The following is an 18,940-nucleotide window of genomic DNA, read 5'->3' on the forward strand; positions in this document are numbered from 1 at the left end:
CCTCTTGGGAGTAGGGCAATGCATGTATAATGCCGCGCCGTCTCCCGAAACAATGTTCAAACTATCGCATAAATTGACCCAGCTCTCTGGAACGGGCTGCAAAAGCATTTATGCTGCCTTACGTTAACGGCCGCGTCATGGCCGACTTGAGAACCGCAAAAGGCTTCGATCATTTGACCAGCCCTCTTCTAGAAGCCGTAGCGCTTGCCTGTGAGCGTGATTGGCGGATGCTGTTCGAGAACCTCGAACTGCGCCTGAGTCCCGGCGACATGTTGCAGATCAGCGGCCCCAACGGCAGCGGCAAGACCAGCCTGCTACGCCTGCTGGCCGGCCTGATGCAGCCCACCAGCGGCGAGATCCGCCTCAATGGCCAGCCGCTGAACAGCCAGCGCAGCGAACTGGCGCGCACGCTCCTGTGGATCGGCCATGCCGCCGGGATCAAGGACTTGCTGAGTGCCGAGGAGAACCTGCGCTGGCTCTGTGCACTGCACCGGCCGGCCGAGCGCGAGGCGATCTGGCAGGCCCTGGCCGCTGTCGGCCTGCGCGGTTTCGAGGATGTGCCCTGTCATACCCTGTCCGCCGGCCAGCAGCGCCGCGTGGCCCTGGCCCGGCTGTACCTGGACAGCCCGCCGCTGTGGATTCTCGACGAACCCTTCACCGCCCTCGACAAGCAGGGCGTGGCGCAACTGGAAGAGCACCTGGCCGGTCATTGCGAGCGGGGCGGCATGATCGTGCTGACCACCCACCACAGCCTGACGCGGGTGCCGGCCGGTTACCGCGACCTCGATCTCGGGCGGTGGGCGGTATGAGCGTTTTCGGTCTATTGTTTGCCCGCGAGGCGCGGCTGTTGTTCCGCCGTCCGGCCGAGCTGGCCAACCCGCTGGTGTTCTTCGCCATCGTGATCGCGCTGTTTCCGCTGGCGGTCGGTCCCGAGACGAATATGTTGCAAACCTTGTCTCCGGGGCTGGTCTGGGTCGCGGCGCTTTTGTCCGTCCTGCTCTCGCTGGACGGGCTTTTCCGCGGTGATTTCGAGGATGGTTCCCTGGAACAGTGGGTCCTTTCGTCGCACCCCCTGGCCCTTCTGGTGCTGGCCAAGGTGCTGGCACACTGGGTGTTTTCCGGGCTGGCGCTGGTGCTGCTGTCACCCTTGCTGGCGCTGATGCTCGGCTTGCCGACGGCCTGCCTGCCGGTGCTGCTGTCATCGCTGCTGCTGGGCACGCCGGTGCTGAGCCTGCTCGGTGCGGTGGGCGCGGCGCTGACGGTGGGACTCAAGCGCGGCGGCCTGCTGCTGGCGCTGCTGATCCTGCCGCTGTATATCCCGGTACTGATTCTCGGCAGCGGGGCCCTGCAGGCCGCGTTGCAGGGCATGCCGGCAACGGGTTATCTGCTCTGGCTCGGCAGCCTGGCCGCCCTGGCGGTGACCCTGGCACCTTTTGCAATAGCGGCTGGCCTGAAGATCAGCGTCGGCGAATAATGAGGTCTGGCCGGTTTCCGGCCAGCAAAGACCCTGGATGTACCGTGATGAACTGGACTTGGTTTCATAAGCTGGGCTCGCCCAAATGGTTTTATGGCATCAGCGGGCGCCTGCTGCCCTGGCTGAGCATCGCCGCCGTACTGCTGATCGGCAGCGGCGTGGTCTGGGGGCTGGCCTTCGCGCCGCCGGACTATCAGCAGGGCAACAGCTTTCGCATCATCTACATCCATGTGCCGACGGCCATGCTTGCCCAGTCCTGCTATGTGATGCTGGCGGTCTGCGGGGTGGTGGGGCTGGTGTGGAAGATGAAACTGGCCGATGTCGCCCTGCAGTGTGCGGCACCCATCGGTGCCTGGATGACCGCCGTGGCGCTGGTCACCGGCGCCATCTGGGGCAAGCCGACCTGGGGCGCCTGGTGGGTGTGGGACGCGCGCCTGACCTCGATGCTGATCCTGCTGTTCCTCTATTTCGGCCTGATCGCCCTGGGCAACGCCATCACCAACCGTGACAGCGCGGCCAAGGCCTGTGCGGTGCTGGCGATCGTCGGCGTGATCAACATCCCGATCATCAAGTACTCGGTGGAGTGGTGGAACACCCTGCACCAGGGCGCGACCTTCACCCTGACCGAGAAGCCGGCGATGCCGGTGGAAATGTGGCTGCCGCTGCTGCTGACCGTGCTCGGTTTCTACTGCTTTTTCGGTGCCGTGGTGCTGCTGCGCATGCGCCTTGAAGTGCTCAAGCGCGAGGCCCGGGCCAGTTGGGTCAAGGCCGAGGTCCTGAACGAACTGGAGGCGGCCCGATGATTTTTGCTTCATTCGGCGATTTTCTCGCCATGGGCCATCACGGCCTGTACGTCTGGTCGGCCTATGGCATCTGCCTGGCGGTCCTGCTCATCAACGTCGCCTCGCCGCTGCTCGCCCGTCGGCGTTACCTGCAACAGGAGGCGCGTCGTCTGCGCCGGGAGAATAGTCAGTGAACCCGCTGCGCAAGAAACGTCTGATCATCATCCTGGCGATCCTGGTCGGGGTCGGTGCCGCCGTCGGCCTGGCCCTGAGTGCGCTGCAGGAAAACATCAACCTGTTCTACACCCCGACCCAGATCGCCAATGGCGAAGCACCGCTGGATACCCGCATCCGCGCCGGCGGCATGGTGGAGAAAGGTTCGCTGGTGCGTTCCAGCGACTCGCTGGACGTGAAATTCGTCGTCACCGATTTCAACAAGTCGGTGACCATCAGCTACCGCGGCATTCTCCCCGACCTGTTCCGCGAAGGGCAGGGTATCGTCGCCCTCGGCAAGCTGAACGCCCAGGGCGTGGTGGTGGCCGACGAGGTGCTGGCCAAGCACGATGAGAAATACATGCCGCCGGAAGTGACCAAGGCACTCAAGGACAGCGGCCAGGCCGCCCCGACGCCTGCGAAGGAGGGTTGATCATGATTCCCGAGCTTGGCCACCTGGCCATGATCCTGGCGCTGTGCTTTGCCCTCGTGCAGGCCAGCGTCCCGCTGCTCGGCGCCTGGCGTGGCGACCGCCTGTGGATGAGCCTGGCGCAGCCGGCGGCCTGGGGGCAGTTCGCCTTTCTCGCCTTCGCCTTCGGCGTGCTGACCTACGCGTTCATGACCGACGACTTCTCCGTCGGCTATGTGGCCAACAACTCCAACAGCGCCTTGCCCTGGTACTACAAGTTCAGTGCCGTGTGGGGCGCCCACGAAGGGTCGCTGCTGCTCTGGGCGCTGATCCTCGGTGGCTGGACCTTCGCCGTGTCGGTGCTCTCGCGGCAACTGCCGCAGGCGATGCTGGCGCGGGTGCTGGCGGTGATGGGCATGATCAGTTCCGGCTTCCTGCTGTTCCTGATCCTCACCTCCAACCCGTTCTCGCGCATCCTGCCGCAGATTCCGGCGGACGGTCGCGACCTCAACCCGCTGTTGCAGGACATCGGCCTGATCGTCCATCCGCCGATGCTGTACATGGGCTATGTCGGGTTCTCCGTGGCCTTCGCCTTCGCCATCGCCGCGTTGCTCGGCGGCCGCCTCGACGCGGCCTGGGCGCGCTGGTCGCGGCCGTGGACCATTGTCGCCTGGGCCTTCCTCGGCCTCGGCATCACCCTGGGCTCCTGGTGGGCCTACTACGAGCTTGGCTGGGGTGGGTGGTGGTTCTGGGACCCGGTGGAAAACGCCTCGTTCATGCCCTGGCTGGTCGGCACGGCGCTGATCCACTCGCTGGCGGTCACGGAAAAGCGCGGCGTGTTCAAGAGCTGGACGGTGCTGCTGGCCATTGCCGCATTCTCCCTCAGCCTGCTGGGGACCTTCCTGGTCCGCTCGGGTGTGCTGACCTCGGTGCACGCGTTCGCTTCCGACCCGGCCCGTGGGGTGTTCATCCTGATCTTCCTGCTGTTCGTGGTCGGCGGTTCGCTGACGCTGTTCGCCCTGCGTGCGCCGGTGGTGAAGAGTCATGTCGGCTTCGGCCTGTGGTCCCGCGAAACGCTGCTGCTGGCCAACAACCTGGTGCTGGTGGTGGCTGCCTCGATGATCCTGCTGGGGACCCTGTATCCGCTGGTGCTCGATGCCTTGAGCGGGGCCAAGCTGTCGGTGGGGCCGCCATACTTCAATGCGCTGTTCATCCCGCTGATGGCGGTGCTGATGGCGGTGCTGGCGGTGGGTGTGCTGGTGCGCTGGAAAGACACCCCGGTGAAATGGCTGGTGGGCATGCTGACCCCGGTCCTGCTCGGCAGCGTGGCGCTGGCGGCGGTGGCCGGCCTGGTCTACGGCGATTTCAACTGGGCGGTGCTGGCGACCTTCCTGCTGGCGGCCTGGGTGGTGCTGGCGGGGGTGCGCGACATTCTCGACAAGACCCGTCACAAGGGCCTGTTCAAGGGCCTGTCGAGCCTGACCCGCAGCTACTGGGGCATGCACCTGGCGCACCTGGGCATCGCCGTCTGCGCCCTCGGCGTGGTGCTGTCGAGCCAGGAGAGCGCCGAGCGCGACCTGCGCCTGGCGCCGGGGGAAGCCATGGAGCTGGCCGGTTATCAGTTCGTCTTCGAAGGCGCCAGGCACTTCGAGGGGCCGAACTTCACCTCGGACAAGGGCACCATCCGGGTGCTCGACAAGGGCCGGGAGGTGGCCGTGCTGCACCCCGAGAAACGTCTCTACACCGTGCAGCAATCGATGATGACCGAAGCCGGCATCGATGCCGGTTTCACCCGTGACCTCTACGTCGCCCTCGGCGAGCCGCTGGGCGATGGTGCCTGGGCGGTGCGGGTGCACGTCAAGCCGTTCGTGCGCTGGATCTGGTTCGGTGGCCTGCTGACCGCCCTCGGTGGTGCGCTGGCGGCGCTGGACCGGCGTTACCGGCTCAAGGTCAAGAGCCGGGTCAGGGAAGCATTGGGCATGAGCGGAGCGACTGCATGAAGCGTTGGATAATGGTAGTGCCACTGGCCGTGTTCCTGGTGGTGGCGGTGTTCCTGTATCGCGGGTTGTACCTGGACCCGGCCGAGTTGCCATCGGCGATGATCGGCAAGCCGTTCCCGGCGTTCTCCCTGCCCGATGTGCAGGGCGGGAAGACCCTGACCCAGCTCGACCTGCATGGCCAGCCGGCGCTGGTCAACGTCTGGGGCACCTGGTGTATCTCCTGTCGGGTCGAGCACCCGGTGCTGAACAAGCTGGCGCAGCAGGGCGTGCGGATCTACGGGGTGAACTACAAGGACGACAACGCCGAGGCGCTGAAGTGGCTGAAGGACTTCCACAATCCGTACCAGCTGGATATCCGTGACGAGCAGGGCAGCCTGGGCCTGGACCTGGGCGTGTACGGCGCACCGGAGACCTTCTTCATCGATGCCAAGGGTGTGATCCGCCACAAGTATGTCGGGGTGATCGACGAAGTGGTCTGGCGCGAGCAACTGGCGCCGGTGTACCAGGCACTGGTGGACGAGGCGCGACCATGAAGCGCTGGCTGGCCGCCGTGGCCCTGGGCCTGACCCTGACCGGCGTGGCCCACGCCGCCATCGACACCTACGAGTTCGCCAACGAGGCCGAGCGCGAGCGTTTCCGCGACCTGACCAAGGAACTGCGCTGCCCCAAGTGCCAGAACCAGGACATCGCCGACTCCAATGCGCCGATTGCCGCCGACCTGCGCCGGGAGATTTTCCGCATGCTCGGCGAGGGCAAGGACAATCAGCAGATCATCGACTTCATGGTCGATCGGTATGGCGACTTCGTCCGCTACAAACCGGCCCTGACCGGCAAGACCGCGCTGCTCTGGTTCGGCCCGGCCGGGCTGCTGCTGGGCGGCCTGGTCGTGATCGCCGTGATCGTCCGCCGGCGCCGCGCCCAGCGCAGCGAAACCCCGGACGTGCTTTCCGCCGAGGAGCGCGAGCGCCTCGACCACCTGCTGGATAAGAACCGCGAATGATTGATTTCTGGCTTGCTACCGGTCTGTTGTTACTGATTGCCCTGAGTTTCCTGCTGATCCCGATCCTGCGCGATCGCCGCGTCCGCCAGGAAGAGGATCGCACCGCGCTGAACGTGGCGTTGTACCAGGAGCGTGTGGCTGAGCTGCAGGCGCAGCGCGACGACGGCGTACTGACGCTCGAACAGATGGACAGTGCCCGTGCCGAGGCGGCCCGCGAGCTGCTGGCCGATACCGATGGCGTGGCCCCGGCGCCGGTTTCGCGGCTGGGCAGGCCGCTGCCGCTGCTGGCGGCGCTATTGGTGCCGGTGCTCGGGCTGGTGCTGTACCTGCACTTCGGTGCCAGCGACAAGGTCGAACTGACCCGCGAATTCGCCCAGGCTCCGCAATCGATAGAAGACATGACCCGCCGCCTGGAGCGTGCGGTCGCTGCCCAGCCGGACTCGGCCGAAGGTCTGTACTTCCTGGGGCGGGCGTACATGGCCCAGGACCGGCCGGCGGACGCGGCGAACCTCTTCGAACGTACCGTCAAGCTCGCCGGGCGCCAGCCCGAGTTGCTCGGGCAGTGGGCGCAGGCGCGCTACTTCGCCGATGGCAAGCGCTGGTCGCCGCAGCTCCAGGCGTTGACCGACGAGGCGCTGAAGGCCGATCCCAACGAAGTCACCAGCCTCGGCCTGCTGGGGATCGCCGCCTTCGAGGGCGAGCGTTACCAGGAGGCGATCGACCACTGGAAGCGCCTGCTGGTGCAATTGCCGGCGCAGGATCCGTCCCGCGCCGCCTTGCAGGGCGGGATCGACCGGGCGACCGAGAAGCTGCTCGCCAGTGGCGGCAAGGTTGCCGCGGCGCCTGCCGCCGCGGTCGGAAAGGGCGCGCTGCTCAAGGTGCGTGTCGACCTGGCGGCGCAGCTCAAGGCCAAGGTCCAGCCGGGCGACAGCGTGTTCGTTTTCGCCCGTGCCACCCAGGGGCCGCCGGCACCGCTGGCGGCCAAGCGCCTGACGGTGGCCGACCTGCCGGCCACGGTGGAGCTGGGCGATGCCGACGCAATGATGCCGCAATTGAAACTGTCGAACTTTCCTGAAGTCCAACTGGTTGCACGGATCTCCCGCGCCGGCCAGCCGACGGCCGGCGAGTGGATCGGACGTAGCCAGCCCCTGGCCAGCAGTACCGCCGCGCAACAGAACCTGACCATCGACAGCCCGGACAAATAGAGAACCCGCCATGACCGCCATCGCTCGCCTCACCCTGTTAACGCTGGTCCTGGGGTTGAGCGCCTGTACGGTCCAGCGCCCGTCGGCACCGACGGGCCCGACGATCCCGCCGTCCGTTCCGACGACCAAGCCCTATCCCCGGCAACACCGGGCAAGCCGATTCCGGCGACCAAGCCGCGTCCGAGCACTTCGGCGACCTTTGCCCCACCGCCTGGCGGTCGCAGCCACTGGGACGGGCAGATGGGCGTGTACGTGCTCGACAACCAGCCCAACACCTTCTATCGCCAGCGCACCTACTATCGCTGGGACAACGGCTGGAGCCGTTCGATCAGCCCCAACGGGCCCTGGGAAGAAACCGACATCCACGGCGTGCCGCCGGGGTTGGGCAAGCAGTTCGCGCAATAGCCGGTAGGCGCCCGGCCCCTGCAAGGCGTACACGTTCTGCGTCACAAGAGGTCCAGAGAGGCATTCCCACGCGGAGCGTGGGAATGATCGGGGCGGGGTATTACTTACTTGCCGTAGATCTGGTCGAACACGCCACCGTCATTGAAGTGGGTCTTCTGCACCGTGCGCCAGTCGCCGAAGGTCTTCTCCACCGAGAGGAAGTCGACTTTCGGGAAGCGGTCGGTGAACTTCGCCAGTACCTTCGGATCACGCGGACGCAGGTAGTTCGCCGCGGCGATTTCCTGGCCTTCCGGTGACCACAGGTACTTCAGGTATTCCTCGGCCGCCGCACGGCTGCCTTTCTTGTCCACCACCTTGTCGACCACGCTCACCGGCGGCTCGGCCTCGGCGGAAACGCTCGGGTAGATGACTTCGAACTGGTCGCGACCGAACTCGCGGGCAATCATTTCCGCTTCGTTCTCGAAGGTCACCAGCACGTCGCCGATCTGGTTGGTCATGAAGGTGGTGGTGGCGGCACGGCCACCGGTATCCAGCACCGGCACCTGCTTGAACAGCTTGCCGACGAAGTCCCTGGCCTTGTTCTCGTCGCCGCCGTTCTTCAGCACATAGCCCCACGCCGACAGGTAAGTGTAGCGGCCGTTACCCGAGGTCTTGGGGTTCGGCACGACTACCTGCACGCCTTCCTTGAGCAGGTCCGGCCAGTCCTTCAATGCCTTCGGATTGCCCTTGCGCACAATGAACACGGTGGCCGAGGTGAACGGCGCACTGTTGTTCGGCAGACGGGTGACCCAGTTCTCCGGTACCAGCTTGCCGTTGTCCGCCAGGGCGTTGATGTCGGTCGCCATGTTCATGGTGATCACATCCGCCGGCAGGCCGTCGATCACGGCACGCGCCTGTTTGCTGGAGCCGCCGAAGGACATCTGCACGGTGACGTTTTCGTTGTGCTCGGCCTGCCAGTGCTTCTGGAAGGCGCTGTTATAGTCCTTGTAGAAGTCCCGCATCACATCGTAGGACACGTTCAGCAGGGTCGGGGCGGCCTGGGCGATGCCACCGAAGGCCAGGCCAGCGGCCAGGAGCGAGGCGCCAAAGAGTTTTTTCACTGCGCATTCCTTGTTCGGGTCAGAGAGAGGGCAATTTGCCAGCAACTATAACGGCGAGCGCATAGTCGCTAAAAGATTAAAAAGTACTTTGCTTATTCCAGCTTCTTGAACAACGCATTGCCGCAACGGGAGCAGAAGGCCGCCGCGGGTTCATGGCTGTCCTTGCGACACACCGGGCACGCATGCTTGAGCTGTTCGCCGCGCAGGGCCGTGGCCAGTTCGGCGGTGAAGATCCCGGTGGGCACGGCGATGATCGAGTAACCGGTGATCATCACTAGCGACGAAATGATCTGCCCCAGCACGGTCCTTGGCACGATATCGCCATAGCCGACCGTGGTCAGGGTGACGATCGCCCAGTAGATGCCCTTGGGGATGCTGGTGAAGCCGTGCTCGGGGCCTTCGATCACATACATCAGGGTACCGAACACGGTCACCAGGGTGCACACGCCGAACAGGAACACCAGGATCTTCTGCTTGCTGCCGCGCAGCGCGTCGAGCAGGTAGTGGGCCTGCCGGAGATAGGGTGCGAGCTTGAGCACGCGGAAGATCCGCAGCATGCGGATGATGCGGATGATCAGCAGGTACTGGGCATCGCTGTAGTACAGCGCGAGGATCCCCGGCACGATCGCCAGCAGGTCGACCAGCCCATAGAAGCTGAAGGCATAGCGCAGCGGCCGTGGCGAGCAGTAGAGGCGCACCAGGTACTCGGCGGCGAAAATTAGCGTGAAGCCCCATTCGATCCCGGCGAGGAGGCTGGCGTAGTTCTGGTGGATGTTCTCGATGCTGTCCAGGACCACCGTCACCAGGCTGGCGAGGATGATCAGCAGAAGGATCTTGTCGAAGCGCCTGCCAGCGACGGTATCGGTTTGAAAAATCATGACGTAGAGCCGTTGGCGCCAGTCGTTGTTGCTGTTCATGAGGTGTTGCCCAAGTGGTCGATGCCGCAAGGGTGGGGCAAGGGCGGGCAATCCGCAAGCCGGGACCGGCGTGGGTGCGTTACCGCGCACTACGGTGGCCCCAGGCCTTGCGTGCCGTCCCGGCTGTCGCCGTTTTCACAGGGGCGGACGCCGCATCCGCGCCACGGCCCGGCTCAGCCAGCAGGCGAGGATGAACGGTGCGGTCAGTGGCGACAGGCCCAGGCTGGCGAGGGCCGGTGTCAGCAGGATCGCCAGGAGCATGCCGCCCAGTGCCAGCCAGGGGCGGCGCTGCAATGGGCTCAGGGCCAGTCCGGCGAGGGCGGCGTTGTAGCCGTTCAGTCCCGCCAGGGCCGGGCTGGCTTCGCTGCAAAGGCCGAACACCAGTCCCATGCCACTGCCGAGCACAGCCCACAGCGCCGCCCGCCGGTTGGCCAGCAGCACGCCGGTCAGTATCAGGCCGCCTGCCAGTGGCTCGTCGAGGAACATGATCTGCCCGAAACCCTTGGAGATCGCTTGCAGCAGCCTGGGCAGATCCGCTTCGGCCGGGGCTGCCTCTGGCGCAAGGTGCGTGCTGAACGCCAGCAGTGTCCAGCCGAGCAGGACAAAGGGCGCGGTATAGGTCGGCAGGCTCCTCGGCCAGTGGCGCACGAGTATCGCGCTCAGGCCGCCGGCGGCGATGATCAGCAGCGGCAACAGCGGTGACCAGGGGAGATGCAGGCCGATCAGCAGGCCCAGCAGGACGCCGTTGTAGCTGTACAGGCCGGCCTGGCGTTCGGCCTTGGGATAGCCACGGCGCTGGGCCGTGATCAGGCCGGCGAGACCACCGAGCAGGGCGCCGCCGAGCAGGCCCGGGGCGCCGCAGAGGATTGCCAGCAGGCAGAACAGGCCGCAGAGCGGATGGCGCTGGAGGACGATCTGACTGAAACCGTTGAACAGGGCGGTGGCCCAGTCGGGGCAGTCGCAGGTGGCCGGGCCGGGGGTGGCGAGGATTTTGACTTTCTTGTCAGGCGTCATGTGCAGTGCGCCCCTGGCTCGCGCTGTCGAAAATCAGGATGGCGCGCAGGTCGTTGACGTTGGTTCGGGTCGGCACGGTGACGACCAGCACGTCCAGCGCGGCGAAGGCCGTGACAAACAACTGACGCAGGAATTCTTGCGGATCGACCGACATGGCGGGCTCCCGGATTTATTGTTATGTCATGGCGGGCAAAATTCTTGCAGGGACCGAATGCTGTCGAGGCTCACCCCTGTGGGGGCCGGACTCATCCGCCAAGCGGGCGGCGCTTGTTCGCGGATAAATCCTGCTCCCACAGAAGCAGGCGTTTCACAGGTGCAGGTTCCGAGCGGGAAACGGGAGTTACTGGTCGCGGATCGAGAAGTTGGCCATATGCTCCAGCCCCTTGATCAGCGCCGAGTGGTCCCATTCGCTGCCGCCGATGGCCGCGCAGGTGCTGAACACCTGTTGGGCATTGGCGGTGTTGGGCAGGTTGATGCCCAGCTCGCGGGCACCGGCCAGGGCCAGGTTGAGATCCTTCTGGTGCAGGTTGATGCGAAAGCCCGGGTCGAAGGTGCCCTTGATCATGCGCTCGCCGTGGACCTCAAGGATTCTCGACGAGGCGAAGCCGCCCATCAGCGCCTCGCGGACCTTGGCCGGGTCGGCACCGTTCTTCGCCGCGAACAGCAACGCCTCGGCGACTGCCTGGATGTTCAGGGCGACGATGATCTGGTTCGCCACCTTGGCGGTCTGGCCGTCGCCGTTGGCCCCGACCAGGGTGATGTTCCTGCCCATGTTCTGGAACAGCGGCAAGGCGCGGGCAAAGGCCTGGCTGTCGCCGCCGACCATGATGCTCAGGGTCGCGGCCTTGGCCCCGACCTCACCGCCGGACACCGGTGCGTCGAGGTACTGCGCGCCTTTTTCGTTGATCTTCGCGGCGAAGGCCTTGGTGGCGCTGGGCGAGATCGAGCTCATGTCGATGACGATCTTGCCCGGGCCGGCGCCGGCGGCAATCCCGTCGGCACGAAACAGCACGTCTTCCACCTGCGGGGTGTCGGGCACCATGACGATGATGAACTCGGCCTCCTGGGCCACTTCCCGGGGGTTGGCCAGGGCCACCGCACCGGCGGCGACCAGGTCGGCCGGAGCGCTGGCGTGGTGCTGGGAAAGGAACAGGCTGTGGCCTGCCTTCTGCAGGTTCGAAGCCATGGGGTGGCCCATGATGCCGGTGCCGATGAAACCGATTTTAGCCATGGGAAAATCCTCTTGTCGCAGGTATCGGGGGGATGGGTTCAGATCGCGTTGTGGCTCTTCAGCCAGCCGAGGCCCGCCTCGGTGGTGGTCAGCGGCTTGTATTCGCAGCCGACCCAGCCCTGGTAGCCGATGCGGTCCAGGTGTTCGAACAGGAAGCGGTAATTGATCTCGCCGGTGCCGGGCTCGTTGCGGCCCGGGTTGTCGGCGAGCTGGACGTGATTGATTTCGCCCAGGTGATTGCTCAGGGTCCGGGCCAGGTCTCCTTCCATGACCTGCATGTGGTAGATGTCGTATTGCAGGAACAGGTTGGCGCTGCCGACCTGTTCGCGAATCGACAGGGCCTGGGCCGTGGTGTTGAGGTAGAAACCGGGAATGTCGCGGGTGTTGATCGCTTCCATCACCAGCCGGATGCCGGCGGCCTGGAGCTTGTCCGCGGCGTACCTGAGGTTCTCGACCAGGGTCTTCTCCAGGAAGGCTTCGTCGAAACCCTGTGGGCGAATCCCGGCCAGGCAGTTGATCTGGCTGTTGCCGAGCACCTGGGCGTAGGCGATGGCCAGGTCGACACCGCCGCGGAACTCCTCGACGCGATCCGGGTGGCAGGCGATGCCGCGCTCACCCTTGGTCCAATCGCCGGCGGGCAGGTTGAACAGCACCTGGGTCAGGCCGTGGGCGTCGAGTTGCGCCTTGATCTCGGCGGAACTGAAATCGTAGGGGAACAGGTATTCCACGCCGCTGAAGCCGGCATCGGCGGCGGCCTTGAAGCGGGCGAGGAAATCCTGTTCGGTGAACAGCATGGACAGGTTGGCGGCAAAACGTGGCATGGCGGTCTCCGGTGTTGATACGGCGGGTTGCTGGCTACTCAGGCGGTGTAGGAGCGGGCTTGCCCGCGAAGAAGGCCGCGGGCCTTCAGGCGCTTCGCGGGCAACCGAGCGTCGGCCGGCCGCTCCCACATTCGCCGAGGGGTCAGTCGAGCAGCGCGATAGCGGTCGGCGCATCGTTGCCGACCAGGGCCAGGTCCTCGAACTCGTTGATGGCGTTGATCTCGGTGCCCATGGAAATGTTGGTGACGCGCTCGAGGATGATTTCGACCACCACCGGTACCCTGAACTCCTCGATCAGTTCCCGGGCCTGGCGCAGTGCCGGCTGGATCTGGTCCGGCTCGAACACGCGCAGCGCCTTGCAGCCCAGGCCCTCGGCCACGGCCACGTGGTCGACGCCATAACCGTTCAGTTGTGGCGCGTTCAGGTTGTCGAAGGACAACTGCACGCAGTAGTCCATGTCGAAGCCGCGCTGGGCCTGGCGGATCAGCCCCAGGTAGGAGTTGTTCACCACCACGTGGATGTACGGCAGCTTGAACTGTGCACCCACCGCCAGCTCTTCGATCATGAACTGGAAGTCGTAGTCGCCCGACAGCGCCACCACCTTGCGCTGCGGATCGGCCTTGACCACCCCGAGCGCGGCCGGAATGGTCCAGCCCAGTGGGCCGGCCTGGCCGCAGTTGATCCAGTGGCGCGGCTTGTAGACGTGGAGGAACTGCGCACCGGCGATCTGCGACAGGCCGATGGTGCTGACGTAGCAGGTGTCCTTGTCGAACGCCAGGTTCATCTCCTCGTAGACACGTTGCGGCTTGACCGGCACGTTGTCGAAGTGGGTCTTGCGCTGCAGGGTGGCCTTGCGCTGCTGGCAATCCTGGAGCCACGCGCTGCGGTTCCTCAGCTTGCCGGCGGCCTGCCATTCGCGGGCCACGTCGATGAAAACGGTCAGGGCCGAGGCCGCGTCGGAGACGATGCCCAGGTCGGGGGTGAATACCCGGCCGATCTGGGTCGGCTCGATATCGACATGGATGAACTTGCGGCCTTCGGTGTAGACCTCCACCGAGCCGGTGTGGCGGTTGGCCCAGCGGTTGCCGATGCCCAGCACCAGGTCGGACTTGAGCAGGGTGGCGTTGCCGTAGCGGTGCGAGGTCTGCAGGCCGACCATGCCGACCATCAGCGGGTGATCGTCGGGCAGGCTGCCCCAGCCCATCAGGGTCGGGATCACCGGGATGCCGGTCAGCTCGGCGAACTCCACCAGCAGTTCGCTGGCGTCGGCGTTGATGATCCCCCCGCCGGCCACCAGCAGTGGCCGTTCGGCCTGGTCGAGCAGGGCCAGGGCCTTCTCGGCCTGGATCCGCGTGGCGCCGGGCTTGACCAGCGGCAGCGGCTGGTAGGCGTCGATGTCGAATTCGATTTCGGCCATCTGCACGTCGAAGGGCAGGTCGATCAGCACCGGGCCGGGGCGGCCCGAACGCATTTCGTAAAAGGCTTTCTGGAAGGCATAGGGCACCTGGCCCGGCTCCAGCACGGTGGTCGCCCACTTGGTCACCGGCTTGACGATGCTGGTGATGTCCACGGCCTGGAAGTCTTCCTTGTGCAGGCGGGCACGGGGCGCCTGGCCGGTAATGCAGAGGATCGGGATCGAGTCGGCGCTGGCGCTGTACAGGCCGGTGACCATGTCGGTGCCGGCTGGGCCCGAGGTGCCGATGCACACGCCGATGTTGCCGGCCTTGGTGCGGGTATAGCCCTCGGCCATGTGCGAGGCACCTTCAACGTGGCGCGCGAGGACGTGATCGATGCCGCCGACTTTCTGTAGTGCCGAGTACAGCGGGTTGATGGCGGCGCCGGGAATGCCGAAGGCGGTGTCGACCCCTTCGCGGCGCATCACCCACACGGCAGCTTCGATTGCTCTCATTTTGCTCATTGTTTTGTGCCTCTTAGGTTTTGTAATTGTATACAAGTGGCTTCTCATCGAGTGTATTCACGGCCAATGGCGCAGGTCAATTCATTTTCTTGAATCGGCGTGGCATTCGTCCGGATCACAAAAAACCGCGGAGCTTGCGACATTTTGTCAGTGATTTGAATTTTTTGTATACAAAAATATATTTTATTGTGTTCTATTTGTGATGCGGAATTGCTCCCGCGCGGAGCGCCAAAGACTTTCCAAAACAATGAGGACGGCACCCATGAGCGCTTTAACCCTGAAAGTCGCAGTCAGCCTGGCCGGTCAGGCGATCGCTGCGGGCCGGATGATGTGCGCGGCGCCGCTGACCATTGCGGTACTCGATGGTGGCGGGCATCTGGTGACTTTGCAGCGGGAGGACGGAGCCAGTCTGTTGCGGCCGCAGATCGCCATCGGCAAGGCCTGGGGCGCGATCGCCCTGGGCAAGGGCTCGCGTCTGCTGGCGCTGGATGCGCAGCAGCGGCCGGCGTTCATCGCCGCCTTGAACGGGTTGGGGCAGGGCAGTGTGGTCCCGGCGCCGGGTGGAGTGCTGATCCGCGATCAGGCCGGCCAGGTGGTGGGGGCGATCGGCATCAGTGGCGATACGTCGGATATCGACGAGCAGTGCGCGATCAGTGCGATCGAGGCATTGGGGTTGACGGCGGATGCGGGGGTATCAGCCTGATCCAGGTGAGCGCCTTTTCGCGGGCAAGCCCTGCTCCTACAGGAAACGTGTGCACACAAATCTGGTGTTCGCCCGGTACTGTAGGCGCGTGGCTTGCCCGCGAAAGGGGCGCCTCGTTTTACTGGTCGGGCTCGCATCCCTTGAGCACCAGCCGCACGATGGTCTGCGTCGCCGCTTCATAGTCGGCGTCATCGAGCTTGGCCTTGCCGGTGATCGCCGAGATCTGCCAGTCGAAGTCGGCATAGGTCTGGGTCGCGGCCCAGATGGTGAACATCAGGTGGTTGGGATCGACCGGGGCGATCTGGCCGCGGTCGATCCAGCTCTGGATACACTCGATGTTGTGCCGGGCCTGGGCGTTGAGCTGTTCGACCAGGTCGGGGCTCAGGTGCGGAGCGCCGTGCATGATCTCGCTGGCGAACACCTTGGACGCCGCCGGCAGATCGCGGGAGATGCGGATCTTCGAACGGATGTAGCCGGCCAGCACCTCGCCGGGCACGCCGTCGGGATTGAACGGCGTCGAGGCCTGCAGGATCGGTTCGATGATGCTTTCCAGGACCTCGCGGTAGAGGTTGTCCTTGGACTTGAAGTAGTAATAGACGTTGGGTTTGGGCAGCCCGGCCCGGGCGGCGATGTCGCTGGTCTTGGTGGCAGCGAACCCCTTGTCGGCGAACTCTTCACTGGCTGCGCGCAGGATCAGTTCTTTGTTGCGTTCGCGGATGGTGCTCATAAACCAGCTGATTCCTTGCCTGTCCGGGCGGTTGGGCATGGTAGCACCGGGTCTGCGGCAGGCCAAGATTGCCTGCCCGCAGACCCGGCAAGGCAGGCGAGGCGGGCATGGCAGGCGGTTTTTCTTCACCCGGGCGCCTGTTTCGGCGGTTCTCGGCAATGGCGAGTCTACAGCACCAGGCGCGGCAGCCAGAGCGACAGCGCCGGGATATAGGTCACGGCCATCAGCACCAGGAACAGCACGCCGTAGAACGGCAGCAGTGCGGTCACGGTCTTCTCGATGCTGACCTTGCCCACCGCCGAGCCGACGAACAGCACCGCGCCCACCGGCGGGGTGATCAGGCCGATCCCCAGGTTCACCAGCATGATCATGCCGAAGTGCACCGGGTCGACGCCGATGCCGAGAATCACCGGCATCAGGATCGGCGTGAGGATCAGGATCAGCGGCGCCATGTCCATCACCGTGCCGAGCAAAAGCAGCATGGCGTTGATGCACATCAGGATCACGTAGCGGTTGTCCGACAGGGTCAGGAACAGCGTGGTGATCTTCGCCGGGATCTGCATCAGGGTCATGATGTAGCCGAAGCTGGCGGCGAAGCCGATCAGGATCATCACGATGGAGATGGTTCGCACGGTGCGATGCATCAGCTTGGGCAGCTCGCGCCACTGGTAGTCGCGGTAGATGAACATGGTTACGAAGAATGACCAGAGCACCGCAATCGCCGCCGACTCGGTCGCGGTGAACACCCCCGAGAGAATCCCGCCGAGAATGATCACCATGGCCATCAGGCCCCATAGCGCATCGGCGCAGATCTTCAGGGCCTGGCGCAGGGGAATGACCTCGCCCTTGGGGTAGTCGCGCTTTTTCGCGAAGATCAGGCACAGCACCATCAGGCAGGCGCTCATCAGCAGTCCCGGCACCACCCCGGCCATGAACAGCGAGGCGATGGACACCGTGCCGCCGGCCGCCAGCGAGTAGAGCACCGAGTTGTGGCTGGGTGGGGTCAGCAGGGCCTGGACCGAGCCGCTGACCGTGACCGCGGTGGAGAAGTCGCGCGGGTAGCCGCGGCGCTCCATCTCCGGAATCAGCACCGAGCCGACCGAGGCGGTGTCGGCCACCGACGAACCGGAAATCGCCCCGAAGAAGGTCGAGGCCATGATGTTCACCAGGGACAGGCCGCCGCGGACGAAACCCACCAGCACCCCGGCGAACGCCACCAGCCGCCGCGACATGCCGCCCTCGGCCATGATCGCGCCGGCGAGGACGAAGAACGGAATCGCCATCAGCGAGAACTTGTTCACGCCGCCGGCGACCTGGATCATCAGGGCCTGGAACGGGATGTCGATCCACCAGGCGCCGATCAGCGCCGAGAGCCCGAGGGCGTAGGCCACCGGCATGCCGATGAGGATCAGCAGGATAAAACTGCCCAACAGGATCACGGCGTCCATTCACACGGCTCCTTCGTTTTCTTCGACCAGGTCGAAACGCACCACGCGGCGCTGGCTCTGGTCGCCCAGCAGGAGTTTTTCCAGGACGAACACCAGGGTCAGGCAACCGCCCACGGGGATCGGCATGTAGCTGATGCCGACCCGCAAGGTCGGCAGCGCGCTCATGAACTGGTTCCAGGTCGAGGCGCAGAGCTTGGCGCCCCAGACGGTCATGAACAGGCAGATGGTCGCCATCAGCACCTGCGCGACCAGCGCGGCAGCCGAGCGCAGGGCAGGGTTCAGGCGGTCGGTCAGCATGGCCACGGCCATGTGCGCGCCGGCGCGGTAGCTGGAGGCTGCGCCGATGAAGGTGAACACCATCATCAGCAGGATCGCGGTGGGCTCCGGCCAACTGGAGCCGGTGCCGAGGACGTAGCGGGCGAAGATGCCCCAGGGGATGATCAGGCTGATGGCGAGGATCGCCAGGCCCGCGACCCAGACACAGGCCATGTAGAGCCGATCGTTGATCAGCAGCACGAGATTCTTCATCGGATTTCACCGTTACCCGCCGGTCCGCGCTGGACGCGCATGGCGGCGGGCCTTCCATGTGGGTGGGGGCGTTACTCGACCGCTTCGATGCGGCTCATCAGCTCGGCGTAGGGGGCGCCGTATTTCTGGCGGATCGGGGCGGTGGCCTCGTAGAAGGGTTTCCTGTCGACTTCGACGAACTCGACGCCGGCGGCCTTGAGCTTCTCTTCGCTGCTGGCGGACTTGGCATCCCACAGGTCACGCTGTTCCAGCTGCGCCTGGCGGGCGGCCTGGCGGACCAGGGTCTGCTGTTCGGGGGTGAGCTTCTCCCAAGTGCTTTTGGAGATCACCAGCGGTTCCGGGAGGATCAGGTGACCGGTCAGGGCGTAGTATTTGGCGTTCTGGTAGTGGTTGTGTTCGAGCAGGGTCGGCGGGTTGTTTTCCGCGCCATCGATGACCCCGGTCTGCAGGGCGCTGAAGATTTCGCCGGTGTCCATGGCGATGCCGTTGCCGCCCATGGCGTTGATGGTTTCGATGAACAGCGGGTTGCCCTGTACGCGAATCTTCATGCCCTTGAGGTCGGCCAGGCTGCGTACCGGTTTCTTGGTGTAGAGGTTGCGGGTGCCGCCATCCATCCAGGCCAGGGCCACCAGGTTGAATTCGGACTGGGTGATCTTGTCGAGGATCTCCTGGCCGATCTCGCCGTCGATGATCTTGCGCATGTGCGCCTGGTCACGGAACACGAAGGGCATGTTGAACACGTTCACGTCCGGCACCACCGGGCCGACGATGCCGAGGCTGACCCGGGCCATCTGGATCGCGCCGATCTGGGTCTGCTCGACCACTTCCTTTTCCGAGCCGAGCACGCCGCCGGAGAACATCTTGAAGGTCAGTTGGCCGTTGCTCTGCCGGGTCAGGGCCTTGCCCATGTTTTCCTCGGCGACCACGGTGGGGTAGCCGGCGGGGTGCACGTCGGCGAACTTGATTTCCAGGGCCTGGGCCAGGTGGCTGAAACCAAGGGCGAGGGGGAGTGCGGCGACAAGAAGCTTGCGTCTGAAGTCCATGG

20 protein-coding genes and 2 pseudogenes are annotated in these 18,940 nt (G+C 65.0%); 11 read left to right on the forward strand and 11 right to left on the reverse strand.

Features of this window, described 5'->3' with window-relative positions; genetic code table 11:
* Nucleotides 1-137: 137 nt before the first annotated feature.
* From ccmA to ACZ5KU_RS08640, 10 genes and pseudogenes are all read left to right on the forward strand, one after another.
* Entirely contained in the window at nt 138-809 is a 672-nt protein-coding gene (gene ccmA, locus ACZ5KU_RS08595) for a cytochrome c biogenesis heme-transporting ATPase CcmA (protein ID WP_162491354.1), read from the forward strand.
* Complete coding sequence (gene ccmB / locus ACZ5KU_RS08600; RefSeq protein ID WP_054060532.1) at nt 806-1,474, forward strand: heme exporter protein CcmB; 669 nt, start codon at nt 806-808, stop codon at nt 1,472-1,474. The genes ccmA and ccmB overlap by 4 nt, the downstream gene beginning before the upstream one ends.
* 44 nt (nt 1,475-1,518) lie before the next feature.
* Nucleotides 1,519-2,277 carry a heme ABC transporter permease gene (locus ACZ5KU_RS08605; RefSeq protein ID WP_192842782.1) on the forward strand — a complete coding sequence of 253 codons (759 nt, stop codon included), beginning with the start codon at nt 1,519-1,521 and terminating at the stop codon, nt 2,275-2,277.
* Nucleotides 2,274-2,450 carry a heme exporter protein CcmD gene (ccmD, locus tag ACZ5KU_RS08610; RefSeq protein WP_054060534.1) on the forward strand — a complete coding sequence of 59 codons (177 nt, stop codon included), beginning with the start codon at nt 2,274-2,276 and terminating at the stop codon, nt 2,448-2,450. Before ACZ5KU_RS08605 ends, ccmD begins: the two co-directional genes overlap by 4 nt.
* Nucleotides 2,447-2,902, forward strand: coding sequence for a cytochrome c maturation protein CcmE (ccmE, locus tag ACZ5KU_RS08615; RefSeq protein WP_054064092.1), 456 nt, complete (start codon nt 2,447-2,449; stop codon nt 2,900-2,902). Before ccmD ends, ccmE begins: the two co-directional genes overlap by 4 nt.
* A gap of 2 nt (nt 2,903-2,904) precedes the next feature.
* Nucleotides 2,905-4,878 carry a heme lyase CcmF/NrfE family subunit gene (locus tag ACZ5KU_RS08620; protein ID WP_464737025.1) on the forward strand — a complete coding sequence of 658 codons (1,974 nt, stop codon included), beginning with the start codon at nt 2,905-2,907 and terminating at the stop codon, nt 4,876-4,878.
* Nucleotides 4,875-5,411 carry a DsbE family thiol:disulfide interchange protein gene (locus ACZ5KU_RS08625; protein ID WP_054060537.1) on the forward strand — a complete coding sequence of 179 codons (537 nt, stop codon included), beginning with the start codon at nt 4,875-4,877 and terminating at the stop codon, nt 5,409-5,411. Before ACZ5KU_RS08620 ends, ACZ5KU_RS08625 begins: the two co-directional genes overlap by 4 nt.
* Nucleotides 5,408-5,878 carry a cytochrome c-type biogenesis protein gene (locus ACZ5KU_RS08630; protein ID WP_017906324.1) on the forward strand — a complete coding sequence of 157 codons (471 nt, stop codon included), beginning with the start codon at nt 5,408-5,410 and terminating at the stop codon, nt 5,876-5,878. Before ACZ5KU_RS08625 ends, ACZ5KU_RS08630 begins: the two co-directional genes overlap by 4 nt.
* Nucleotides 5,875-7,083 carry a c-type cytochrome biogenesis protein CcmI gene (gene ccmI / locus ACZ5KU_RS08635; RefSeq protein WP_464737026.1) on the forward strand — a complete coding sequence of 403 codons (1,209 nt, stop codon included), beginning with the start codon at nt 5,875-5,877 and terminating at the stop codon, nt 7,081-7,083. The genes ACZ5KU_RS08630 and ccmI overlap by 4 nt, the downstream gene beginning before the upstream one ends.
* A 10-nt stretch (nt 7,084-7,093) precedes the next feature.
* Nucleotides 7,094-7,488, forward strand: a pseudogene (locus ACZ5KU_RS08640) (hypothetical protein).
* Nucleotides 7,489-7,592: 104 nt separating this feature from the next.
* Here the strand turns inward: ACZ5KU_RS08640 and ACZ5KU_RS08645 are convergent.
* From ACZ5KU_RS08645 to gcl, 7 genes and pseudogenes are all read right to left on the reverse strand, one after another.
* Nucleotides 7,593-8,588, reverse strand: coding sequence for a sulfate ABC transporter substrate-binding protein (locus ACZ5KU_RS08645; RefSeq protein WP_054064095.1), 996 nt, complete (start codon nt 8,586-8,588; stop codon nt 7,593-7,595).
* 92 nt (nt 8,589-8,680) lie between these two features.
* Nucleotides 8,681-9,505: an ion transporter gene (locus ACZ5KU_RS08650; protein WP_464737027.1), complete on the reverse strand. Its 825-nt coding sequence runs from the start codon at nt 9,503-9,505 to the stop codon at nt 8,681-8,683.
* A gap of 135 nt (nt 9,506-9,640) precedes the next feature.
* On the reverse strand, nt 9,641-10,519 hold the full coding sequence (locus tag ACZ5KU_RS08655) for an urea transporter (protein WP_464737028.1): 879 nt from the start codon (nt 10,517-10,519) through the stop codon (nt 9,641-9,643).
* Nucleotides 10,509-10,625: pseudogene (locus tag ACZ5KU_RS08660) on the reverse strand (hypothetical protein); the annotation flags it as partial. The pseudogene ACZ5KU_RS08660 and the gene ACZ5KU_RS08655, both read right to left, overlap by 11 nt.
* A 234-nt stretch (nt 10,626-10,859) precedes the next feature.
* Nucleotides 10,860-11,750 carry a 2-hydroxy-3-oxopropionate reductase gene (locus ACZ5KU_RS08665; protein ID WP_273819369.1) on the reverse strand — a complete coding sequence of 297 codons (891 nt, stop codon included), beginning with the start codon at nt 11,748-11,750 and terminating at the stop codon, nt 10,860-10,862.
* 38 nt (nt 11,751-11,788) lie between these two features.
* On the reverse strand, nt 11,789-12,571 hold the full coding sequence (gene hyi, locus ACZ5KU_RS08670) for a hydroxypyruvate isomerase (RefSeq protein ID WP_054059552.1): 783 nt from the start codon (nt 12,569-12,571) through the stop codon (nt 11,789-11,791).
* Nucleotides 12,572-12,713: 142 nt separating this feature from the next.
* A complete protein-coding gene (gene gcl, locus ACZ5KU_RS08675; RefSeq protein WP_464737029.1) occupies nt 12,714-14,489 on the reverse strand; it encodes a glyoxylate carboligase in 1,776 nt (591 codons plus the stop codon).
* 262 nt (nt 14,490-14,751) lie between these two features.
* Between gcl and ACZ5KU_RS08680 the strand changes: the two genes are divergently transcribed.
* On the forward strand, nt 14,752-15,192 hold the full coding sequence (locus ACZ5KU_RS08680) for a GlcG/HbpS family heme-binding protein (RefSeq protein ID WP_054059550.1): 441 nt from the start codon (nt 14,752-14,754) through the stop codon (nt 15,190-15,192).
* Between the two features lie 118 nt (nt 15,193-15,310).
* Here the strand turns inward: ACZ5KU_RS08680 and ACZ5KU_RS08685 are convergent, their stop codons facing one another.
* From ACZ5KU_RS08685 to ACZ5KU_RS08700, 4 genes are all read right to left on the reverse strand, one after another.
* Entirely contained in the window at nt 15,311-15,919 is a 609-nt protein-coding gene (locus tag ACZ5KU_RS08685) for a TetR/AcrR family transcriptional regulator (RefSeq protein WP_054064099.1), read from the reverse strand.
* A gap of 167 nt (nt 15,920-16,086) precedes the next feature.
* Nucleotides 16,087-17,367 carry a TRAP transporter large permease gene (locus tag ACZ5KU_RS08690; RefSeq protein WP_054059548.1) on the reverse strand — a complete coding sequence of 427 codons (1,281 nt, stop codon included), beginning with the start codon at nt 17,365-17,367 and terminating at the stop codon, nt 16,087-16,089.
* A complete protein-coding gene (locus ACZ5KU_RS08695; protein WP_054059547.1) occupies nt 17,368-17,895 on the reverse strand; it encodes a TRAP transporter small permease in 528 nt (175 codons plus the stop codon).
* A 71-nt stretch (nt 17,896-17,966) separates the two neighbouring features.
* Nucleotides 17,967-18,938: a TRAP transporter substrate-binding protein gene (locus ACZ5KU_RS08700; RefSeq protein ID WP_054064100.1), complete on the reverse strand. Its 972-nt coding sequence runs from the start codon at nt 18,936-18,938 to the stop codon at nt 17,967-17,969.
* Nucleotides 18,939-18,940: the final 2 nt, after the last annotated feature.

This window comes from Pseudomonas sp. Tof1, from assembly GCF_055390395.1.